This window comes from Amycolatopsis sp. NPDC003861 (genome assembly GCF_053605405.1).
In genome coordinates, this window is sequence record NZ_JBSGJD010000245.1 from 1 (window position 1) to 14568 (window position 14568).

Below are 14568 nucleotides of genomic sequence, written 5' to 3' on the forward strand. Positions count from 1 at the left end.
TCGGGCCGCTGGTGGTGCTGTCCACCGGCGGGATCATGGCCGAGCTGTTCGCCGACAGCGCGGTCCGGATCGCGCCGGTCACCGCGGAGACGGCATCGCCGAGCTCGGCATGGAAGCCGTGTGGAAGATCGAGGTCGAGGACTTCCCCGCCTTCATCGTCATCGACGACAAGGGCAACGACTTCTTCGCCAGCACCGGCGATCCGGTGCTGCAGATCAGCTTCCGCTAGGACGCGGGAAAGGGGACACCGGCCCGCCGCCGGTGTCCCCTTTTCCGTGCGCTCAGCCGACGCGCTCGATCCGCGCGCGCCGGATGAGGAACTTCCCCGGTTCCCGGACCTGTTCGAAGGCCGCGTTGTTGAGCAGCGTGCAGCTGCCCGACACCGACGTCACCTCGACCGTCGTGGACTTCGAATTGTCCAAATTGGTCACCTTGAGCTTCGTCCCGGCCGGGAACTGGTTGCTCGACGCGGCCGGTGCGCCGCCCTCGCCCGAGAGCGTCACGGTCGAACCGGGGCACACGACCTGGCCGACCGCGCCACCGTCGCCCGCGGCCGGTTGCGCCGGCTTCTGCTGCTGCCCGGGCGCCTGGGCCTGGCCCGGCGCGTTGCCGGAGTTGCCCGGCGCCGCCTGGCCATTGCCCGCTCCGGCCTGGCCGTTGTTCGCCGCCACGTTCGCCGTGCAGCCCGCAACTTGCCGCCGCTGCTGGATCAGGTCCACCACCGCCTGGCGGTTGGCGATCCGCGCGGCCGACTGCGCGTCCGGGTTCGCCTGCTGGCCCGCGATGAAGTTCAGGTTGTTCTGCAGGGCGGTGTCGAGTCCCCCGCAGTTCTCCTTGGGCGCTTCGGCCGCGTTGCCCGCGGGACTGCTCAGCGCGATGGCGGTCGCGGTGATACCGGAAACACCCAGCAAAGCGGCCAATCCGATGGTCGCCTTCTTGCGGTGCCGGCCACTGCTCAACCGGGGCATGGGCCCCTCCTCTCTGATCGCCACCTCAATCCGGACACGGCCCGGTCCCGGCGGCGGTTCAGCGGAAGCCCCGACAATTTTCGACAACTTCGACGGTGAGCGGACCACGCGCAGGTCGTGGTCCGGACCACCGGGCGGCGATCGTCCACTGCGGACAGCACGCGGCCCCCGGAGACGGTCTCCGGGGGCCGGGGTGGGAGCCGCTACTTCGGCGACGTGCTCTTCAGCACGACCTTGCGCTGGTCCAGCGGCGCGGCCAGGGTGACCGAGATGACCGGGTACCGGATGTCCATCGTGCACATCTGGTTGGTCTGCGCCTTCGTCTCGCTCAGGGTGACGACGACGTGGTCGCCCGCCTGTTCGCCCGCCTCGCCGAGCGCGTGCCCGCAGCCGCCCTCCTGGGCGCGGATGTTGAGCACGGTGCCGCCGTTGGCCGTCCACACCTCGCGCGGGAACCCGGCCGGCAGCGCGGTCGCGTCGATCTGGCCGGCCGGCACCGGGGTGCTGCCTTCGGGCACGGTCAGCCGGGGCTTGCCGGGCGGGTTGGGCTCGGGCGGGGCCGGCAGCACCGATTCACTCGGCGACGCAGACGGCGACGCCGGCGTCGACACGCTGCCGGTGGGTGCCGCGGGCGGACTGGCGGGGATGTTCTGGCCGGCGCAGGCCGTCACCATCAGCAGGAGCGCGCCTGTCCCGGCCACCTTCGCTGAGTACCTCATGCCCCCAAGACGGAACGGGGGTGCAGCGGGGTTGCACCGGAAATGGTCTGGGAGGGCCTCCCGGGCATCCCGGGGCGGCCCTCCCAGCGTTCGTGGTGGTCAGCCCTGGCGGAGGACGACCGTGCGCGTCCCCAGCGGCTCCGCGAGGGTGAGGGGGACCTTGATCTCCTTGATGTAGTCCGGGCACAGCTGGCCCTTGGGCGCCGACGTCACGGCGACCAGCACGACCACCTGCTGAGCGGTCTGCTCGCCGACGCGCGCCGAGATGCGGCGGCAGCCGCCCTCCTCGGCCTGCAGGATCAGGGTCCGGCCGTCGAGGCTGCGGGTGAGGCTGCGCGGGTAGCCCTCGGGCAGCGAGCGGGCGTCGACCTGCGTCTCGGCGACGACGTCGTCACCCGGGGCGATGCCCTGCGTCGGCCGCCCGACCGTCTGGGACGGCGGCGGGCCGAGCGTGGGTGTCACCGTCCCGGGCACGCTCACCGACGTCGAGGGCGTCTCGGGCGCCGAGCCGGTGCCCGCCGGGGCGCCGGCGCCGGAGTTCGCGGCACAGGCCGTCGCCGTGAGCAGCAGCAGGCCCGCACCCAGCAGTTTCACCGTGGTACGCATACCTGCCAGACGGAGCGGACCCCCGCGAGGTTGCATCGGTTCACCGATGAGCCGCCCGGCCCAGCCGGGTGGTGAAGCTCAGCCGGTCGCCGCGGTAGAGGGACCGGACCCGCTCGAACGGGACGCCGTCCGGGCCCCACGAGACACGGTGGGTCAGCAGCATCGGCAGCGCCGGGTTCGTCCCGATCAGCAACGCCTCGCGCGGGGTGGCCAGCACCGTCTCGACCCGCTCCTCCGCACCGTCGAACACGACGCCGAGCTTGCCGGTCAGGCACGCGTACAGCGACTGCTCCGGGTCGAACACGTCGAGCAGGTCCGGGAACCGCGCCGCGAGGAGATATGTCGACTCCAGCCCGACGCGCTCCTCGTCGGCCAGCAGGACGCGCTCGAGGTGGAACACTTCGGCGTCCGATGTCACCTGCAGGTCGGCGGCCAGCGCGCTGCCCGCCGGGCGCCGCTCCAGGGTGATCACCGTGCGGCCCGGCCGGATGCCCTGGCGCCGCAGCCCCTCCGTGTAGCTCACCAGGGCCAGCGGCTGGACGAGCTTCGGGCCGGCGATGTAGGTGCCGCTGCCCTGGCGGCGGCTGAGCCTGCCCTCGAGCACCAGCTCCGCGACCGCTTGCCGTACGGTCGCCCTCGACACTTCGAACCGTTCGCACAATTCCCGTTCCGTGGGCAGCACCGCGCCTTCGCCGAGTTCCGCGATCACCGCCAGCAGTTCGACCTTCACCGCGTAGTAGCGCGGGACACGGCCGTGTTCGGGAATCCCGTCGAGGACGGGGCCGTCGGCGGACAGGCGGGAATGGCGCGAAGGGGCGGGCACGGAATCGACCCTATTCGGTTTCCGGTGTGCCGTGGTTCGCTGTGGCACGCAACACGGCCGACCGCTGGAGGATCACCCGGATGCCCCCGACTTCGCTCGACCGGCGGCTCGGCCTGGCCGACGCCGTTTTCCTGGGCCTGGGCTCGATGATCGGGGCCGGCGTGTTCGCCGCGTTCGCCCCGGCGGCGCGCGCGGCCGGGTCCGGATTGCTCATCGCATTGGTCCTCGCGGCCGTCGTCGCTTACTGCAATGCGACGTCTTCGGCGCGATTGGCCGCGATTCACCCGGAATCCGGCGGCACCTACGTTTACGGCCGGGAAAGGCTCGGTGAATTCTGGGGCTACCTGGCCGGCTGGGGATTCGTCACCGGGAAGACGGCCAGCTGTGCCGCGATGACGCTGACCGTCGTCGCCTACGCCGCACCGGGGCTCGGGCAGCCGTGGCGGAGCCTCCTGGCCGTCGCGGTGGTCGCCGCGCTCACCGCCGTGAACTACTTCGGCGTGCACCGGTCGGCCCTCGCCACCCGGGTGATCGTCTCGTGCACCCTGCTCGTGCTCACCGCCGCGGCCGTGGCGATGGCCGCCGGGCCGTCGAGCGGCGGCCCGCTCGTCGCCTGGCCGGGTGGCGGGGGCGTGCTCGAAGCGGCCGGGCTGCTCTTCTTCGCCTTCGCCGGGTACGCGCGCCTCGCCACGCTCGGCGAGGAGGTCCGCGACCCGGCCCGCACCATCCCCCGGGCCATCCCGCTCGCCCTCGGCATCACCCTCGTCGTCTACGCCGCGCTGGCGGTGCTGCTGCTCGTCCGGCTCGGCCCGGCCGCGCTCGCCGCGAGCCCGGACCCGGTCGCCGCGGCCGTCCCGGGGTGGCTCGCCCCGGTCGTCCGGGCCGGCGCGGCCGTCGCGGCCCTCGGTTCGCTGCTCGCGCTCATCCTCGGCGTCTCGCGCACGACGCTGGCGATGAGCCGCGACGGCCACCTCCCCCGGTTCCTCGCCGCCGTCCACCCGCGCTACCGGGTGCCGCACCGCGCGGAGCTCGCCGTCGGGCTCGTCGTCGCCGTCCTCGCCGCGTCGATCGACCTGCGCGCCGCGATCGGCTTCTCGTCCTTCGCCGTGCTGACGTACTACGCGATCGCCAACGCGGCCGCGCTCACGCTGCCGGGCAAGGCGCGAGCCGTCCTCGGGCTGGCCGGGTGCGTGGTGCTCGCCTTCAGCCTCCCCCTGCCGTCGGTGCTGGCCGGGTGCGCCGCGTTGTTGCTGGGCGGTCTGGCCTACGGCGTTCGTCGGATCCGCCGGTGAGAAATCACCCAACCGCCCGAAAGATCCGAAGAAAGTCGGTTGTCCCGATCTGCGCGCACCTGGTGTAGTCGGGAGGCCGCTTTCGGCAATGGCTTCCACTGTGGACACTGGAAGGACTGATCCCCTTGGCCCCCAAGCGCTGGTTCACCCTGCTCAGAAACGCCACCACCGCCCTCGCCGCGGTCGCCGCCGCCGCGTCGTTCGCCACCCCGGCGATCGCCACCGCCGCCCAGCCGCCGTCCACGAACGTCGTCGGCGGGACGCGGGCCGCCCAGGGCGAATTCCCGTTCATGGTCCGCCTTTCCATGGGCTGCGGCGGAGCGCTCTACACCAAGCAGATCGTCCTGACCGCGGCGCACTGCGTCAGCCGGACCGGCGCCAACACCTCGATCACGGCGACCGTCGGCGTCGTGGACCTGCAGAGCACCAGCGCGCAGAAGATCCGCTCGACCTACGTCTACCAGTCCCCCACCTACGGCACCTCGACCGGCGGTGACTGGGCGCTGATCAAGCTGGCCAGCCCGGTGAGCGGCCTGTCCACCATGCCGATCGCGACCACCAGCGCGTACAACACCGGCACGTTCACCGTGGCCGGCTGGGGCGCGGCCCGCGAAGGCGGCGCGCAGCAGCGGTACCTGCTCAAGGCGACCGTCCCGTTCGTCGACGACGCCACCTGCCGCGCCCAGGGCGGCAGCTACCCCGACCTCATCCCGAGCGCCGAGATCTGCGCGGGCAACCTCGCCTCCGGCGGTGTCGACACCTGCCAGGGCGACTCCGGCGGCCCGATGTTCCGCCGCGACAACGCCGGCGCGTGGATCCAGGTCGGCATCGTCTCCTGGGGTGACGGCTGCGCCCGGGCGCACGCCCCCGGCGTCTACACCGAGGTGAGCACGTTCGCGTCGAAGATCGCCGCGGCCGCCGCCACGCTGTAACCGCTTCCGCGCGAAAGGAAGGGCCCCCGCCGCGGCGGGGGCCCTTTCTTCGTGGGTCAGCGCGTCTTGTCCAAGCGGGACAACGCTTCCTCGTAACCGTTCACCAGGTCCGCGACGACGTCGGCGACCGGCCGCACCCGGTTCATCCGGCCGACGATCTGCCCGACCGGCATGGACACCACGCTCGGGTCGTTCGCCGCGTGGATCCGGTTGTGGGCCGGGGAAACCAGCAGGTTCTGCAGCGGCATCGGCAACGGCTCGGGCGCGTCCGGCGCCGCCCACGCCTCGGTCCAGCGGGTCTTGAGCAGCCGGGCCGGCTTGCCCGTGTAGATCCGCGTCCGCACGGTGTCCGACGACGTCGCCGCGACGAGCGCCTGCTGCATCGCCACCGACTCGGCCATCGTCTGCAGGTACTCCTCGGTGGCCAGCCACATCGAGCCCATCCAGACGCCGGAGGCGCCGAGCGCGAGCGCCGCGGCCATCTGGCGGCCGGAACCGATCCCGCCCGCGGCGAGCACCGGCACGTCGACCGCGTCGACGATCTCCGGCACCAGCACCATGGACGCGATTTCGCCGGTGTGCCCGCCGGCTTCGTAACCCTGCGCCACCACGAAGTCGACGCCGTTTTCGACGTGCCGCACCGCGTGCTCGGCCTTCCCGGCGAGCGCCGCGACCGGGACGCCCTTGTCGTGGCACTGGGCGATCACGTCCACCGGCGGCGAGCCGAGCGCGTTGGCGATCAGCTTGATCGGGTGGTTCAGCGCGACCTCGACGTGCGACCGGGCGACCGAGTGCAGCCAGCCGAGCACCCCGGCGCGCTCGTCGGTGTCGTCCGGCAGGGGCGGCACCGAAAGCTCCTTCAGGACGCGGTCGACGAACGCGCGGTGGCCGTCCGGGATGAGCTTCGCCAGATCGACCTGCGTGCCCTCGGCGGGCACCTTCGCCGGCATGACGATGTCGACGCCGTACGGTTTCCCGCCGGTGTTCTCGTCCATCCAGGTGAGCACCCGGTCGAGCTCGGCGGCGTCGTTGAACCGCACGCAGCCGAGCACGCCGAGCCCGCCGGCGCGGCTGAGCGCCGCGGCGACGTGCTCCGACGGGGTGAACCCGATGATCGGCAGGTCGATGCCGAGCCGGTCGCACAGGGGTGTCCGCACTTCTGGTGTCCTCCTCAGACGGGCTGGGCCGCGGCCGGTTCGTGCTCGGCGGCGTAGCGCTGGGCCCACGGGTAGTCCGGCTTGCCGCTGGGCGAGCGGCCGATCTCGTCGGTGAGCCACACCGTGCGCGGCACCTTGTAGCCGGCGATCTGCCCGCGGGCGTGCTCTTCGATCGCGGCGAGGTCGCCTTCGGCGCCGTCCCGGAGCTGGATGACGGCGGCGACGCGCTGGCCGAGCCGCTCGTCCGGGACGCCGATGACGAGCGCGTCGAAGACGTCCGGGTGGGACTTGAGCGCCCCTTCGACCTCCTCGGGGTAGACCTTCTCGCCGCCGGTGTTGACGCACTGGGAGCCGCGGCCGAGCAGCGTGACGGTGCCGTCCTCCTCGTAGCGGGCGTAGTCGCCCGGGACGACGTACCGGACGCCGTCGACCTCGACGAAGATCTTCTTGCTCTTCTCGGGGTCGCCGTAGTAGCCGAGCGGGACGTGCCCGCGGCGGCCGATCAGCCCGACCGCGCCGGGCTTCTTCTCGACGACGTGGCCGTCGTCGTCGAGCAGGATGGCGTCCTGGCCGAAGGTCACCCGCGGGCCGGCGCTGTGGTCGGACCCCTTGGCCACCATGCCGATCCCGGTGAAGCCGCTCTCCGACGAGCCGATGGCGTCGGTGATCACGGCGTTCGGCACCAGTTCGACGAACTCCTGCTTCACCGACTGCGAGAACAGCGCGGCGTGGCTCGACACGGCGACGATCGAGGAAGCGTCGTAGTCGCCCTCGCGGAAGGCCTCGATGAGCGGGCGCGCCATCGCGTCGCCGACGATCGTGAGGACCTGGACCTTGTGCTCCTGCACGGCCTTCCAGATCTCGTGGGCGTCGAAGCGCGGCACGAAGACCACCGGGCTGCCGGTGAACAGCGCGCCGAACGCGGCCCACTGCGCGGCGCCGTGGATCAGCGGCGCGGCGGGCAGCCGGGTCAGGCTCCCGGCCTTGCCCTGCTCGGCGAGCGTCCACTCGTCGGGGATGTACTCGCCGGTGACGAAGTTGATCCCGCCGCCGAGCGCGCGCCAGACGTCCTCCTGCCGCCAGAGGACGCCCTTCGGGTAGCCCGTGGTGCCGCCGGTGTAGAGGATGTAGAGGTCGTCGTTGCTGCGCTCGCCGAAGTCGCGTTCGGGGCTCTGCGCGGCGAGGGCGGCTTCGTAGTCGACGCCGCCGTAGCTCTCGTAGTCGCCGCCGCTGCCGTCGTCGATCACGACAACGTGTTTCAGTTTCGGCGCCTCCGGCAGCACCGCGGCGACCTTGTCGGCGTAGCTGCGTTCGTGCACCAGGGCCACGATCTCGGCGTCGTTGAAGAGGTAGACGAGTTCGCCGTGCACGTAGCGGTAGTTGACGTTGACGGCGATCGCGCGCAGCTTGTACGCCGCGATCATCGCCTCCAAGGCCTCGATCGAGTTGCGGGAATAGACCCCGATGTGGGACCCGTGTCCCACGCCGTGCGCGGCGAGGTGGTGGGCGAGCCGGTTGGCCCGCGCCTCCAGTTCGGCGAAGGTGACTTGCCGGTCGCCGCACACGACCGCGACGCGCTCCGGCACGGCGTCGACGGCGTGCTCCAGAAGATCCGCGATGTTGAGTGCCACGCCCTCAAAGTAGAACATGTTATCGTTCCGGGCAATGGCACTGCTCCTTCAGGAGGTCTTCCGTGGGTGAACCGCACGCGCTGGTGTCGCAGGAGGGCCAGACCCTCGTCGTCACGATGAACCGGCCCGAAGCGCGCAACGCGATCACCGGCGAAATGATGGCGATCATGGTCGAGGCCTGGGACCGGGTCGATGCGGACGACTCGATCCGCAGCTGCATCCTCACCGGCGCGGGCGGCGCGTTCTGCGCGGGCGCGGACCTGAAGTCGATGTCCCGCAACTCGCCGTCGGAGTCGTTCGCTTCGGGCAAGTTCGACCCCGCGCGCATCCCCGGGCTCCTGAAGGGGCGACGGCTGACGAAACCCCTGATCGCGGCGGTCGAGGGGCCGGCGATCGCGGGCGGGACCGAGATCCTCCAGGGCACCGACATCCGGGTCGCGGGCGAGTCGGCGCGCTTCGGGGTGTCGGAGGCGCGCTGGGGACTGTTCCCGATGGGCGGGTCGGCGGTGCGGCTGCCGCGGCAGATCCCGTACACGGTGGCGGCGGACATCCTGCTGACCGGACGTCATCTGTCCGCTTCCGAGGCGCTGGCGATCGGCTTGATCGGTCACGTGGTGCCGGACGGCTCCGCGCTGACCAAGGCCCTGGAGCTGGCGGCGCTGGTCAACGCCAACGGGCCGCTGGCCGTGCGGGCCATCCTCCGGACGATCCGCGACACCGAGGGGCTGCACGAGGAAGAGGCCTTCAAGCTGGACTCGCAGTACGGAATCGAGGTGTTCGCTTCCGAGGACGCCAAGGAGGGGCCGCGGGCGTTCTCGGAGAAGCGGAAGCCGGACTTCACCGGCCGCTGACATAGAACGCGTTCCACTTGTATTGAACCGGCCCGCGGAGGAACCTTGTCGGCAGAACGAGAACGTGTTTCACTCAAGGACGTGACCGAGACACCGCTTGCGGCACCGCTGAACGTCGGCTTCGACTACACGCGCTCCACCGGGCCCGTGCTCGGCCGGTTCGTCACCGCGCTGCGCGACCGCCGCATCGAAGGCATCCGGGGCAGTGACGGGCGGGTGCACGTCCCGCCCCTCGAGTACGACCCCGTGACCGCCGAACAGCTCGGCGAGTTCGTCCCCGTCGGCGAAGAGGGCACCGTCGTCTCCTGGTCGTGGTGCCCCGAGCCGCTCGACGGGCAGCCGCTGAGCCGGCCGTTCGCCTGGGCGCTCGTCAAGCTCGACGGCGCCGACACCCCGATGCTGCACGCCGTCGACGCCGGTTCGCCCGACAAGATCCACAGTGGACAGCGGGTGCGCGTGCGCTGGGCCGAGGAGACCGTCGGGCACATCCGGGACATCGCCTACTTCCTGCCGGCCGATGCCGAGGACACCACGCCCACCGAGCCCGCTCCCCCGGTGGCCGAGCGCGAAGAAGGCGCGCCGATCAGCGTCGTCATCACGCCGGTGCACCTCAAGTACATGCACTCGGCCTCGCCCGAGGAGAGCACCTACCTGCGCGGGCTCGCCGAGGGGAAGATGATCGGCCAGCGCTGCCCCGCCTGCGGCAAGGTCTACATCCCGCCGCGCGGGGCCTGCCCGACCGACGGCGTGCCGACCACCGAAGAGGTCGAACTCCCCGACACCGGCATCGTCACCACGTTCTGCATCGTCAACGTCCCGTTCCTCGGCCAGCGGCTCAAGCCGCCGTACGTCGCCGCGTACATCTTGCTCGACGGGGCCGACATCGCCTTCCTGCACCTCGTGCTCGGCTGCGCCGCCGAAGACGTCCGCATGGGCATGCGCGTGCGCGCGGCGTGGAAGCCGCGCGACGAGTGGTGGACGTCGCTGGAGAACATCAGCCACTTCGAGCCGACCGGTGAGCCGGACGCGGCTTACGAAACCTTCGCCCACCACCTGTGAGGTCCTGATGCCAGACGTCGCGATCGCGGGCTTCGCGAAGGCCCCGAACGTCCGCGAAACGCCCGGTACCACCAACGGTGTCGAGATGCTCGTCCCGATCTTCGCCGAGGTCTTCGCGCAGACCGGTCTGTCCAAACAGGACATCGGGTTCTGGTGCTCCGGCTCGTCGGACTACCTGGCCGGCCGCGCGTTCTCGTTCATCGCCGCCGTCGACGCGATCGGCGCGTTCCCGCCGATCCACGAGTCGCACGTCGAAATGGACGCCGCCTGGGCGCTGTACGAGGCCTGGCTGAAGATCAAGATGGGCGAGGTCGAGACCGCGCTCGTCTACGGCTTCGGCAAGTCCAGCGCCGGGCAGCTGCGCCGGGTGCTCGCCCTGCAGCTCGACCCGTACGTCGTCACGCCGCTGTGGCCGGATTCGGTGTCGATCGCCGGGATCCAGGCGCGGCTGGGCTTGGAGGCCGGGCTCTGGTCCGAAAAGGACCTGGCCGAGGTCGCCGCGCGCGGGACCGGCAAGGACGTGGCGGAACTGCTCGACACGCCGTACTACGCCGATCCGTTGCGCAGGCACGACATCGCCCCGATCACCGACGGCGCCGCCGTGATCGTGCTGTCCACTGTGGAACGGGCCCGGGACATCGTCGAACGTCCGGCCGTGATCGCCGGCATCGAGCACCGCGTCGACTCCCCCGTGCTCGGTGCCCGCGACCTGACGCGTTCACCGTCCACCGAGGCGGCGGCGCGGGCGCTGGACCTCGACGGCGTCGACCTCGCCGAGCTGCACGCGCCCTTCACGCACCAGGAGCTCATCCTGCGGTCCGCGCTCGGGCTCGGCGACGGCGTGAAGCTCAACCCCTCCGGCGGGGCGCTGGCCGCGAACCCGATGTTCTCCGCCGGGCTCGCCCGGATCGGCGAAGCGGCGGTCCGGATCCACCGCGGCGAATCCCGCAAGGCCGTGGCGCACGCGACGAGCGGGCCGGCCCTGCAACAGAACCTGGTGACCGTGCTGGAGGCCCGATGACCAAGCAGCTCACCGCCGTGCTCGGCACCGGCCAGACGCACCACCGCGCCAAGCGGCAGGACGTCTCGATGCCGGGCCTGCTGCGCGAGGCGATCGACCGCGCGATGACCGACGCCCAGGTGGAGTGGGCCGACATCGACGCCGTCGTGCTCGGCAAGGCGCCGGACCTGTTCGAGGGCGTCATGATGCCCGAGCTGTTCCTCGCCGACTCGCTGGGCGCGACCGGGAAACCTTTGCTGCGCGTGCACACCGCCGGGTCGGTGGGCGGCTCGACGGCGCTGGTGGCCGCGTCGCTCATCCAGTCGGGCGTGCACCGGCGCGTGCTCACGGTGGCGTACGAGAAGCAGTCCGAGTCGAACGCGATGTGGGGCCTGTCGATCCTGCCGCCGTTCCAGATGCCGGTCGGGGCCGGGGCGGGCGGCTACTTCGCGCCGCACGTGCGGTCCTACATCCGCCGGTCGGGGGCTCCCGAGCACGTCGGGGCGATCGTCGCGGCGAAGGACCGGCGCAACGGCGCCCTCAACCCGTACGCACACCTGCGGCAGCCGGACATCACCGTCGAGTCGGTGCGGGCGTCGCAGATGCTGTGGGACCCGATCCGCTACGACGAGACGTGCCCCTCGTCCGACGGCGCGTGCGCGATGGTGCTCGGCGACGAGGCCGCCGGGGACGCCGTTCCCGGCGGTGCCGCCTGGGTGCACGCGACGGCGATGCGCACCGAGCCGACCACGTTCGCCGGCCGCGACCAGGTGAACCCCCGGGCCGGGCGCGAGGCCGCGGCCGCGCTGTGGGCCGAGGCGGGGATCACCGACCCGATGTCCGAAGTGGACGTCGCCGAGATCTACGTGCCGTTCTCGTGGTTCGAGCCGATGTGGCTGGAGAACCTGGGTTTCGCGCCCGAAGGCGAAGGCTGGAAGGTCACCGAGAAGGGCGAAACGGCGATCGGCGGCCGCCTGCCGTGCAACCCGTCGGGCGGCGTGCTGTCGTCCAACCCGATCGGCGCGTCCGGCATGCTCCGGTTCTCCGAAGCGGCGAAGCAGGTCATGGGCCGGGCCGGGGACTACCAGGTGGACGGCGCCCGCCGCGCGCTCGGCCACGCCTACGGCGGCGGCTCCCAGTACTTCTCGATGTGGCTGGTCGGTTCCGAAAAGCCCGCCTGACAGCGCCCCAATGTGGCGTTGGTTGCGCTCAACGCACCGAACGCCACATTGGGTGCGTCCAACGCACCGAACGCCACATTGGGGCGCTAGCGGCGGGAGCGGCGGAGGCGGAGGGCGAGCAGGGTGCCGAGCACGCCCGTCACCACGCCGACCGTGGCGGGCACGGCCATCGGCGGGTCCACCACGACCACCGGCTTCAGCACCACCGGCGCCGGCGGCTGGACCGGCTTCGGGGGCGCGTCCGAGCCGGTCGCCGTCCACGCCGTGACGTACACCAGCAGGCGGGCCACCAGCGAGATGAAGAAGATCAGACCGATGATCGAGCCGAACGCGATGCCGGTCGGCGAGTCGCCGATGAGCCGGAGGTAGAACCCGCCGGCCAGCTTCAGCGCCTCGAACCCGAGGGCCAGCGCGACCGCGCCGCGGACCGCGCTGCGCACGCCGACCTTCTGCCGCGGCAGCCGGGTGAGCACCCAGAGGAACACCAGCCAGTCGGCGGCCAGCGACAGCGGCACCGAGGACGCCGAGACGAGCTGGTGCCCCCAGCTCGTGTCGTCGAGCCCGGCCAGCCGGAGCAGGTAGCTGCCGAGCGCGGTGCCGGAGATGGTCAGCAGGAACGACACGAGCAGCGCCGCGCTCAGGCCGAGCAGCGCGAGCAGGTCGACGAGGATCAGCCGCAGCAGCGACTGGTCCGACCGGTTCTGCCCCCACAGCGCCGTCAGCGAGTCCCGCAGCGCGTTCATCCAGTTCCAGCCGGAGTAGAGGCCGATGGCGAGACCGACCACGCCGACGCTGGTCCGCTGCTCGACGAAGCCGGTGAGCAGTTCGGTGGCCTTGTCGCCGAGCCCGCCGGGCAGCGTGGACACGATCGCGTGCACCAGCGTGTCGAGCAGGTGCGGCTGGGTGGCCAGCACGAACCCGGCGACCGACGAGGCGACCATCAGCAGCGGCACCAGCGACAGCAGGCTGAAGTAGGTGATCGAGGCGACGTAGTGGTAGCCGCCGGCGTCGATGTAGCGGTTGGTCGCGCGGGCGATGTGGTCCAGCCACCGGTACCGGGCGCGCGCCCGGGCCCAGGGGCTCGGCGCCTTCGGGGAACTCTTCACGAAGACTGTCTACCCAGCCGGGGCCGTCTTTGCGCAGGCAACACGCGGGTCAGCCGAGAACGACCAGCCCGGACCCGTCGTCGACCGGCAGCGCGGCGTCGGTCGTGGCGAAGACCGTGCTGCCGAGGAAGTCGAGTTCGCCGCCGAGCGTGGCGAGGAACGCCGTGTCGGCGGCGTCGCGGCCGGTGGAGATCCGCAGCATGGTCTGCCGCGGCGCGAGCCGGGTGGCGTCGAAGACGTACCAGTGCCCGTCGACGGCGGCTTCGAAGACGGCGTGGAAGTCCATCGGCGCGAGCCCGGGCGCGTAGACGCCGACGTACCGCGCGGGGATGTCGAGGAACCGGCACAGGGTGATGCAGACGTGCGCGAAGTCGCGGCAGACACCCTCGCCGGCCAGCAGGGTGTCGACGGCGTCGTCGGTGGGCCGGCTGGCACCGACCACATAGGACAGTCGGTCGTGGACGTGCCGGACGACGGCTTCGACCTGCCGGCGCGGGTTCTCGAGCTTGCCGAGTTCCGGCGGCACGAGCCCGGCGACGCGGTCGGACGGGCAGTACCGGCTCGGCCGGGTGAACACGGCGACGTCGGCGAGCGTGACGGGCTCGGGTTCGGGGTCGCTCAGCACGCGTTCGGCGTGGTAGGTGATGCGGTGCTCGCCGGCGGGCAGGTCGAAGACCTCGGCCCGGGTGCCGTGCTCGAACTCGACGGGCCGGCTCTCCCCGTGCCAGGACACGGTGAGCTCTTCGGTGTCGGCGTGCGCCGCGGAGACCGAGATCGCCGCGGGCCCGGGTTCGGTGACGCGGATGGCGAACTCGACGTCCACCGTCGCTCGCGGGGCCATCCGCCCATCATGGCATCCCCTGGCAGAATCGCCGGGTGAGCGACATCGTGGTGTTCCACTCAGTGTTGGGACTGCGCCCCGTCGAGCTCGGCTTCGCCGACCGGTTGCGGGCGGCGGGCCACCAGGTCACCACTCCCGACCTCTACGCCGGGCGGACGGCCTCGACCCTCGAAGAGGGCTTCGCGGTGAAGGACGAGGTCGGCTGGGAAACGATCGCCGGGCGTGCCCGCGAGGCCGTGCGGGAGCTGCCGCCGGAGACCGTGCTCGTGGGCGTGTCGATGGGAGCGGGCGTGGTCCAGACCGTGCTGCCGCACCGGCCCGGCGCGGCGGCGGTCCTGCTGCTGCACGCGTTGGGGGCGCTGCCGGGCGGGGTGCGCGTGGGCCTGCCGGTGCAGGTCCACG

15 protein-coding genes and 1 pseudogene are annotated in these 14568 nt (G+C 71.8%); 8 read left to right on the plus strand and 8 right to left on the minus strand.

Features of this window, described 5'->3' with window-relative positions:
• Positions 1–100: 100 nt before the first annotated feature.
• A pseudogene (locus ACWEVN_RS39080) lies at positions 101–229 on the plus strand (fumarate hydratase C-terminal domain-containing protein); the annotation flags it as partial.
• A gap of 52 nt (positions 230–281) precedes the next feature.
• Here ACWEVN_RS39080 and ACWEVN_RS39085 read toward each other — a convergent pair.
• From ACWEVN_RS39085 to ACWEVN_RS39100, 4 genes are all read right to left on the minus strand, one after another.
• Entirely contained in the window at positions 282–968 is a 687-nt protein-coding gene (locus tag ACWEVN_RS39085) for a hypothetical protein (protein WP_452054636.1), read from the minus strand.
• Between the two features lie 203 nt (positions 969–1171).
• Positions 1172–1687, minus strand: coding sequence for a hypothetical protein (locus tag ACWEVN_RS39090; RefSeq protein ID WP_452054637.1), 516 nt, complete (start codon positions 1685–1687; stop codon positions 1172–1174).
• 99 nt (positions 1688–1786) lie between these two features.
• A complete protein-coding gene (locus ACWEVN_RS39095) occupies positions 1787–2293 on the minus strand; it encodes a hypothetical protein (protein ID WP_452054638.1) in 507 nt (168 codons plus the stop codon).
• A 40-nt stretch (positions 2294–2333) separates the two neighbouring features.
• Positions 2334–3116: a GntR family transcriptional regulator gene (locus ACWEVN_RS39100; RefSeq protein ID WP_310974850.1), complete on the minus strand. Its 783-nt coding sequence runs from the start codon at positions 3114–3116 to the stop codon at positions 2334–2336.
• Positions 3117–3196: 80 nt separating this feature from the next.
• Between ACWEVN_RS39100 and ACWEVN_RS39105 the strand changes: the two genes are divergently transcribed.
• Both ACWEVN_RS39105 and ACWEVN_RS39110 read left to right on the plus strand, forming a co-directional pair.
• Positions 3197–4408, plus strand: coding sequence for an APC family permease (locus ACWEVN_RS39105; RefSeq protein WP_452054639.1), 1212 nt, complete (start codon positions 3197–3199; stop codon positions 4406–4408).
• A 125-nt stretch (positions 4409–4533) separates the two neighbouring features.
• Positions 4534–5340, plus strand: coding sequence for a S1 family peptidase (locus tag ACWEVN_RS39110; RefSeq protein WP_452054640.1), 807 nt, complete (start codon positions 4534–4536; stop codon positions 5338–5340).
• A gap of 56 nt (positions 5341–5396) precedes the next feature.
• Here the strand turns inward: ACWEVN_RS39110 and ACWEVN_RS39115 are convergent, their stop codons facing one another.
• Positions 5397–6497 (minus strand): NAD(P)H-dependent flavin oxidoreductase, encoded by a 1101-nt coding sequence (locus ACWEVN_RS39115; protein WP_452054641.1) that lies wholly within the window; start codon positions 6495–6497, stop codon positions 5397–5399.
• Positions 6498–6511: 14 nt separating this feature from the next.
• Complete coding sequence (locus ACWEVN_RS39120) at positions 6512–8128, minus strand: acyl-CoA synthetase (RefSeq protein ID WP_452054642.1); 1617 nt, start codon at positions 8126–8128, stop codon at positions 6512–6514.
• A 62-nt stretch (positions 8129–8190) separates the two neighbouring features.
• Between ACWEVN_RS39120 and ACWEVN_RS39125 the strand changes: the two genes are divergently transcribed.
• The 4 genes from ACWEVN_RS39125 (at position 8191) to ACWEVN_RS39140 (ending at position 12219) form a co-directional block, all read left to right on the plus strand.
• Positions 8191–8979: a crotonase/enoyl-CoA hydratase family protein gene (locus ACWEVN_RS39125; RefSeq protein ID WP_452054643.1), complete on the plus strand. Its 789-nt coding sequence runs from the start codon at positions 8191–8193 to the stop codon at positions 8977–8979.
• Positions 8980–9060: 81 nt separating this feature from the next.
• A complete protein-coding gene (locus ACWEVN_RS39130; protein ID WP_310974843.1) occupies positions 9061–10038 on the plus strand; it encodes a Zn-ribbon domain-containing OB-fold protein in 978 nt (325 codons plus the stop codon).
• 7 nt (positions 10039–10045) lie between these two features.
• Positions 10046–11059 carry a thiolase domain-containing protein gene (locus ACWEVN_RS39135; RefSeq protein ID WP_449683095.1) on the plus strand — a complete coding sequence of 338 codons (1014 nt, stop codon included), beginning with the start codon at positions 10046–10048 and terminating at the stop codon, positions 11057–11059.
• Entirely contained in the window at positions 11056–12219 is a 1164-nt protein-coding gene (locus tag ACWEVN_RS39140) for a thiolase domain-containing protein (RefSeq protein ID WP_449683096.1), read from the plus strand. The genes ACWEVN_RS39135 and ACWEVN_RS39140 overlap by 4 nt, the downstream gene beginning before the upstream one ends.
• Positions 12220–12305: 86 nt before the next feature.
• Here ACWEVN_RS39140 and ACWEVN_RS39145 read toward each other — a convergent pair whose 3' ends face one another.
• Together ACWEVN_RS39145 and ACWEVN_RS39150 are read right to left on the minus strand one after the other, a co-directional pair.
• Complete coding sequence (locus ACWEVN_RS39145) at positions 12306–13325, minus strand: YhjD/YihY/BrkB family envelope integrity protein (RefSeq protein WP_452054644.1); 1020 nt, start codon at positions 13323–13325, stop codon at positions 12306–12308.
• 49 nt (positions 13326–13374) lie between these two features.
• A complete protein-coding gene (locus ACWEVN_RS39150) occupies positions 13375–14166 on the minus strand; it encodes a transglutaminase-like domain-containing protein (RefSeq protein ID WP_452054645.1) in 792 nt (263 codons plus the stop codon).
• A gap of 35 nt (positions 14167–14201) precedes the next feature.
• Here ACWEVN_RS39150 and ACWEVN_RS39155 point away from each other — a divergent pair.
• A partial coding sequence (locus tag ACWEVN_RS39155) for a dienelactone hydrolase family protein (protein WP_452054646.1) occupies positions 14202–14568 on the plus strand: 367 nt, incomplete at its 3' end.

Excerpts from the sequence above, each read along its gene's own strand:
- ACWEVN_RS39085 (WP_452054636.1), bottom strand. The coding sequence starts at position 968 with ATGCCCCGGTTGAGCAGTGGCCGGCACCGCAAGAAGGCGACCATCGGA.
- ACWEVN_RS39090 (WP_452054637.1), bottom strand. The coding sequence starts at position 1,687 with ATGAGGTACTCAGCGAAGGTGGCCGGGACAGGCGCGCTCCTGCTGATG.
- ACWEVN_RS39095 (WP_452054638.1), bottom strand. The coding sequence starts at position 2,293 with ATGCGTACCACGGTGAAACTGCTGGGTGCGGGCCTGCTGCTGCTCACG.
- ACWEVN_RS39105 (WP_452054639.1), top strand. The coding sequence starts at position 3,197 with ATGCCCCCGACTTCGCTCGACCGGCGGCTCGGCCTGGCCGACGCCGTT.
- ACWEVN_RS39135 (WP_449683095.1), top strand. The coding sequence starts at position 10,046 with ATGCCAGACGTCGCGATCGCGGGCTTCGCGAAGGCCCCGAACGTCCGC.
- ACWEVN_RS39140 (WP_449683096.1), top strand. The coding sequence starts at position 11,056 with ATGACCAAGCAGCTCACCGCCGTGCTCGGCACCGGCCAGACGCACCAC.
- ACWEVN_RS39150 (WP_452054645.1), bottom strand. The coding sequence starts at position 14,166 with ATGGCCCCGCGAGCGACGGTGGACGTCGAGTTCGCCATCCGCGTCACC.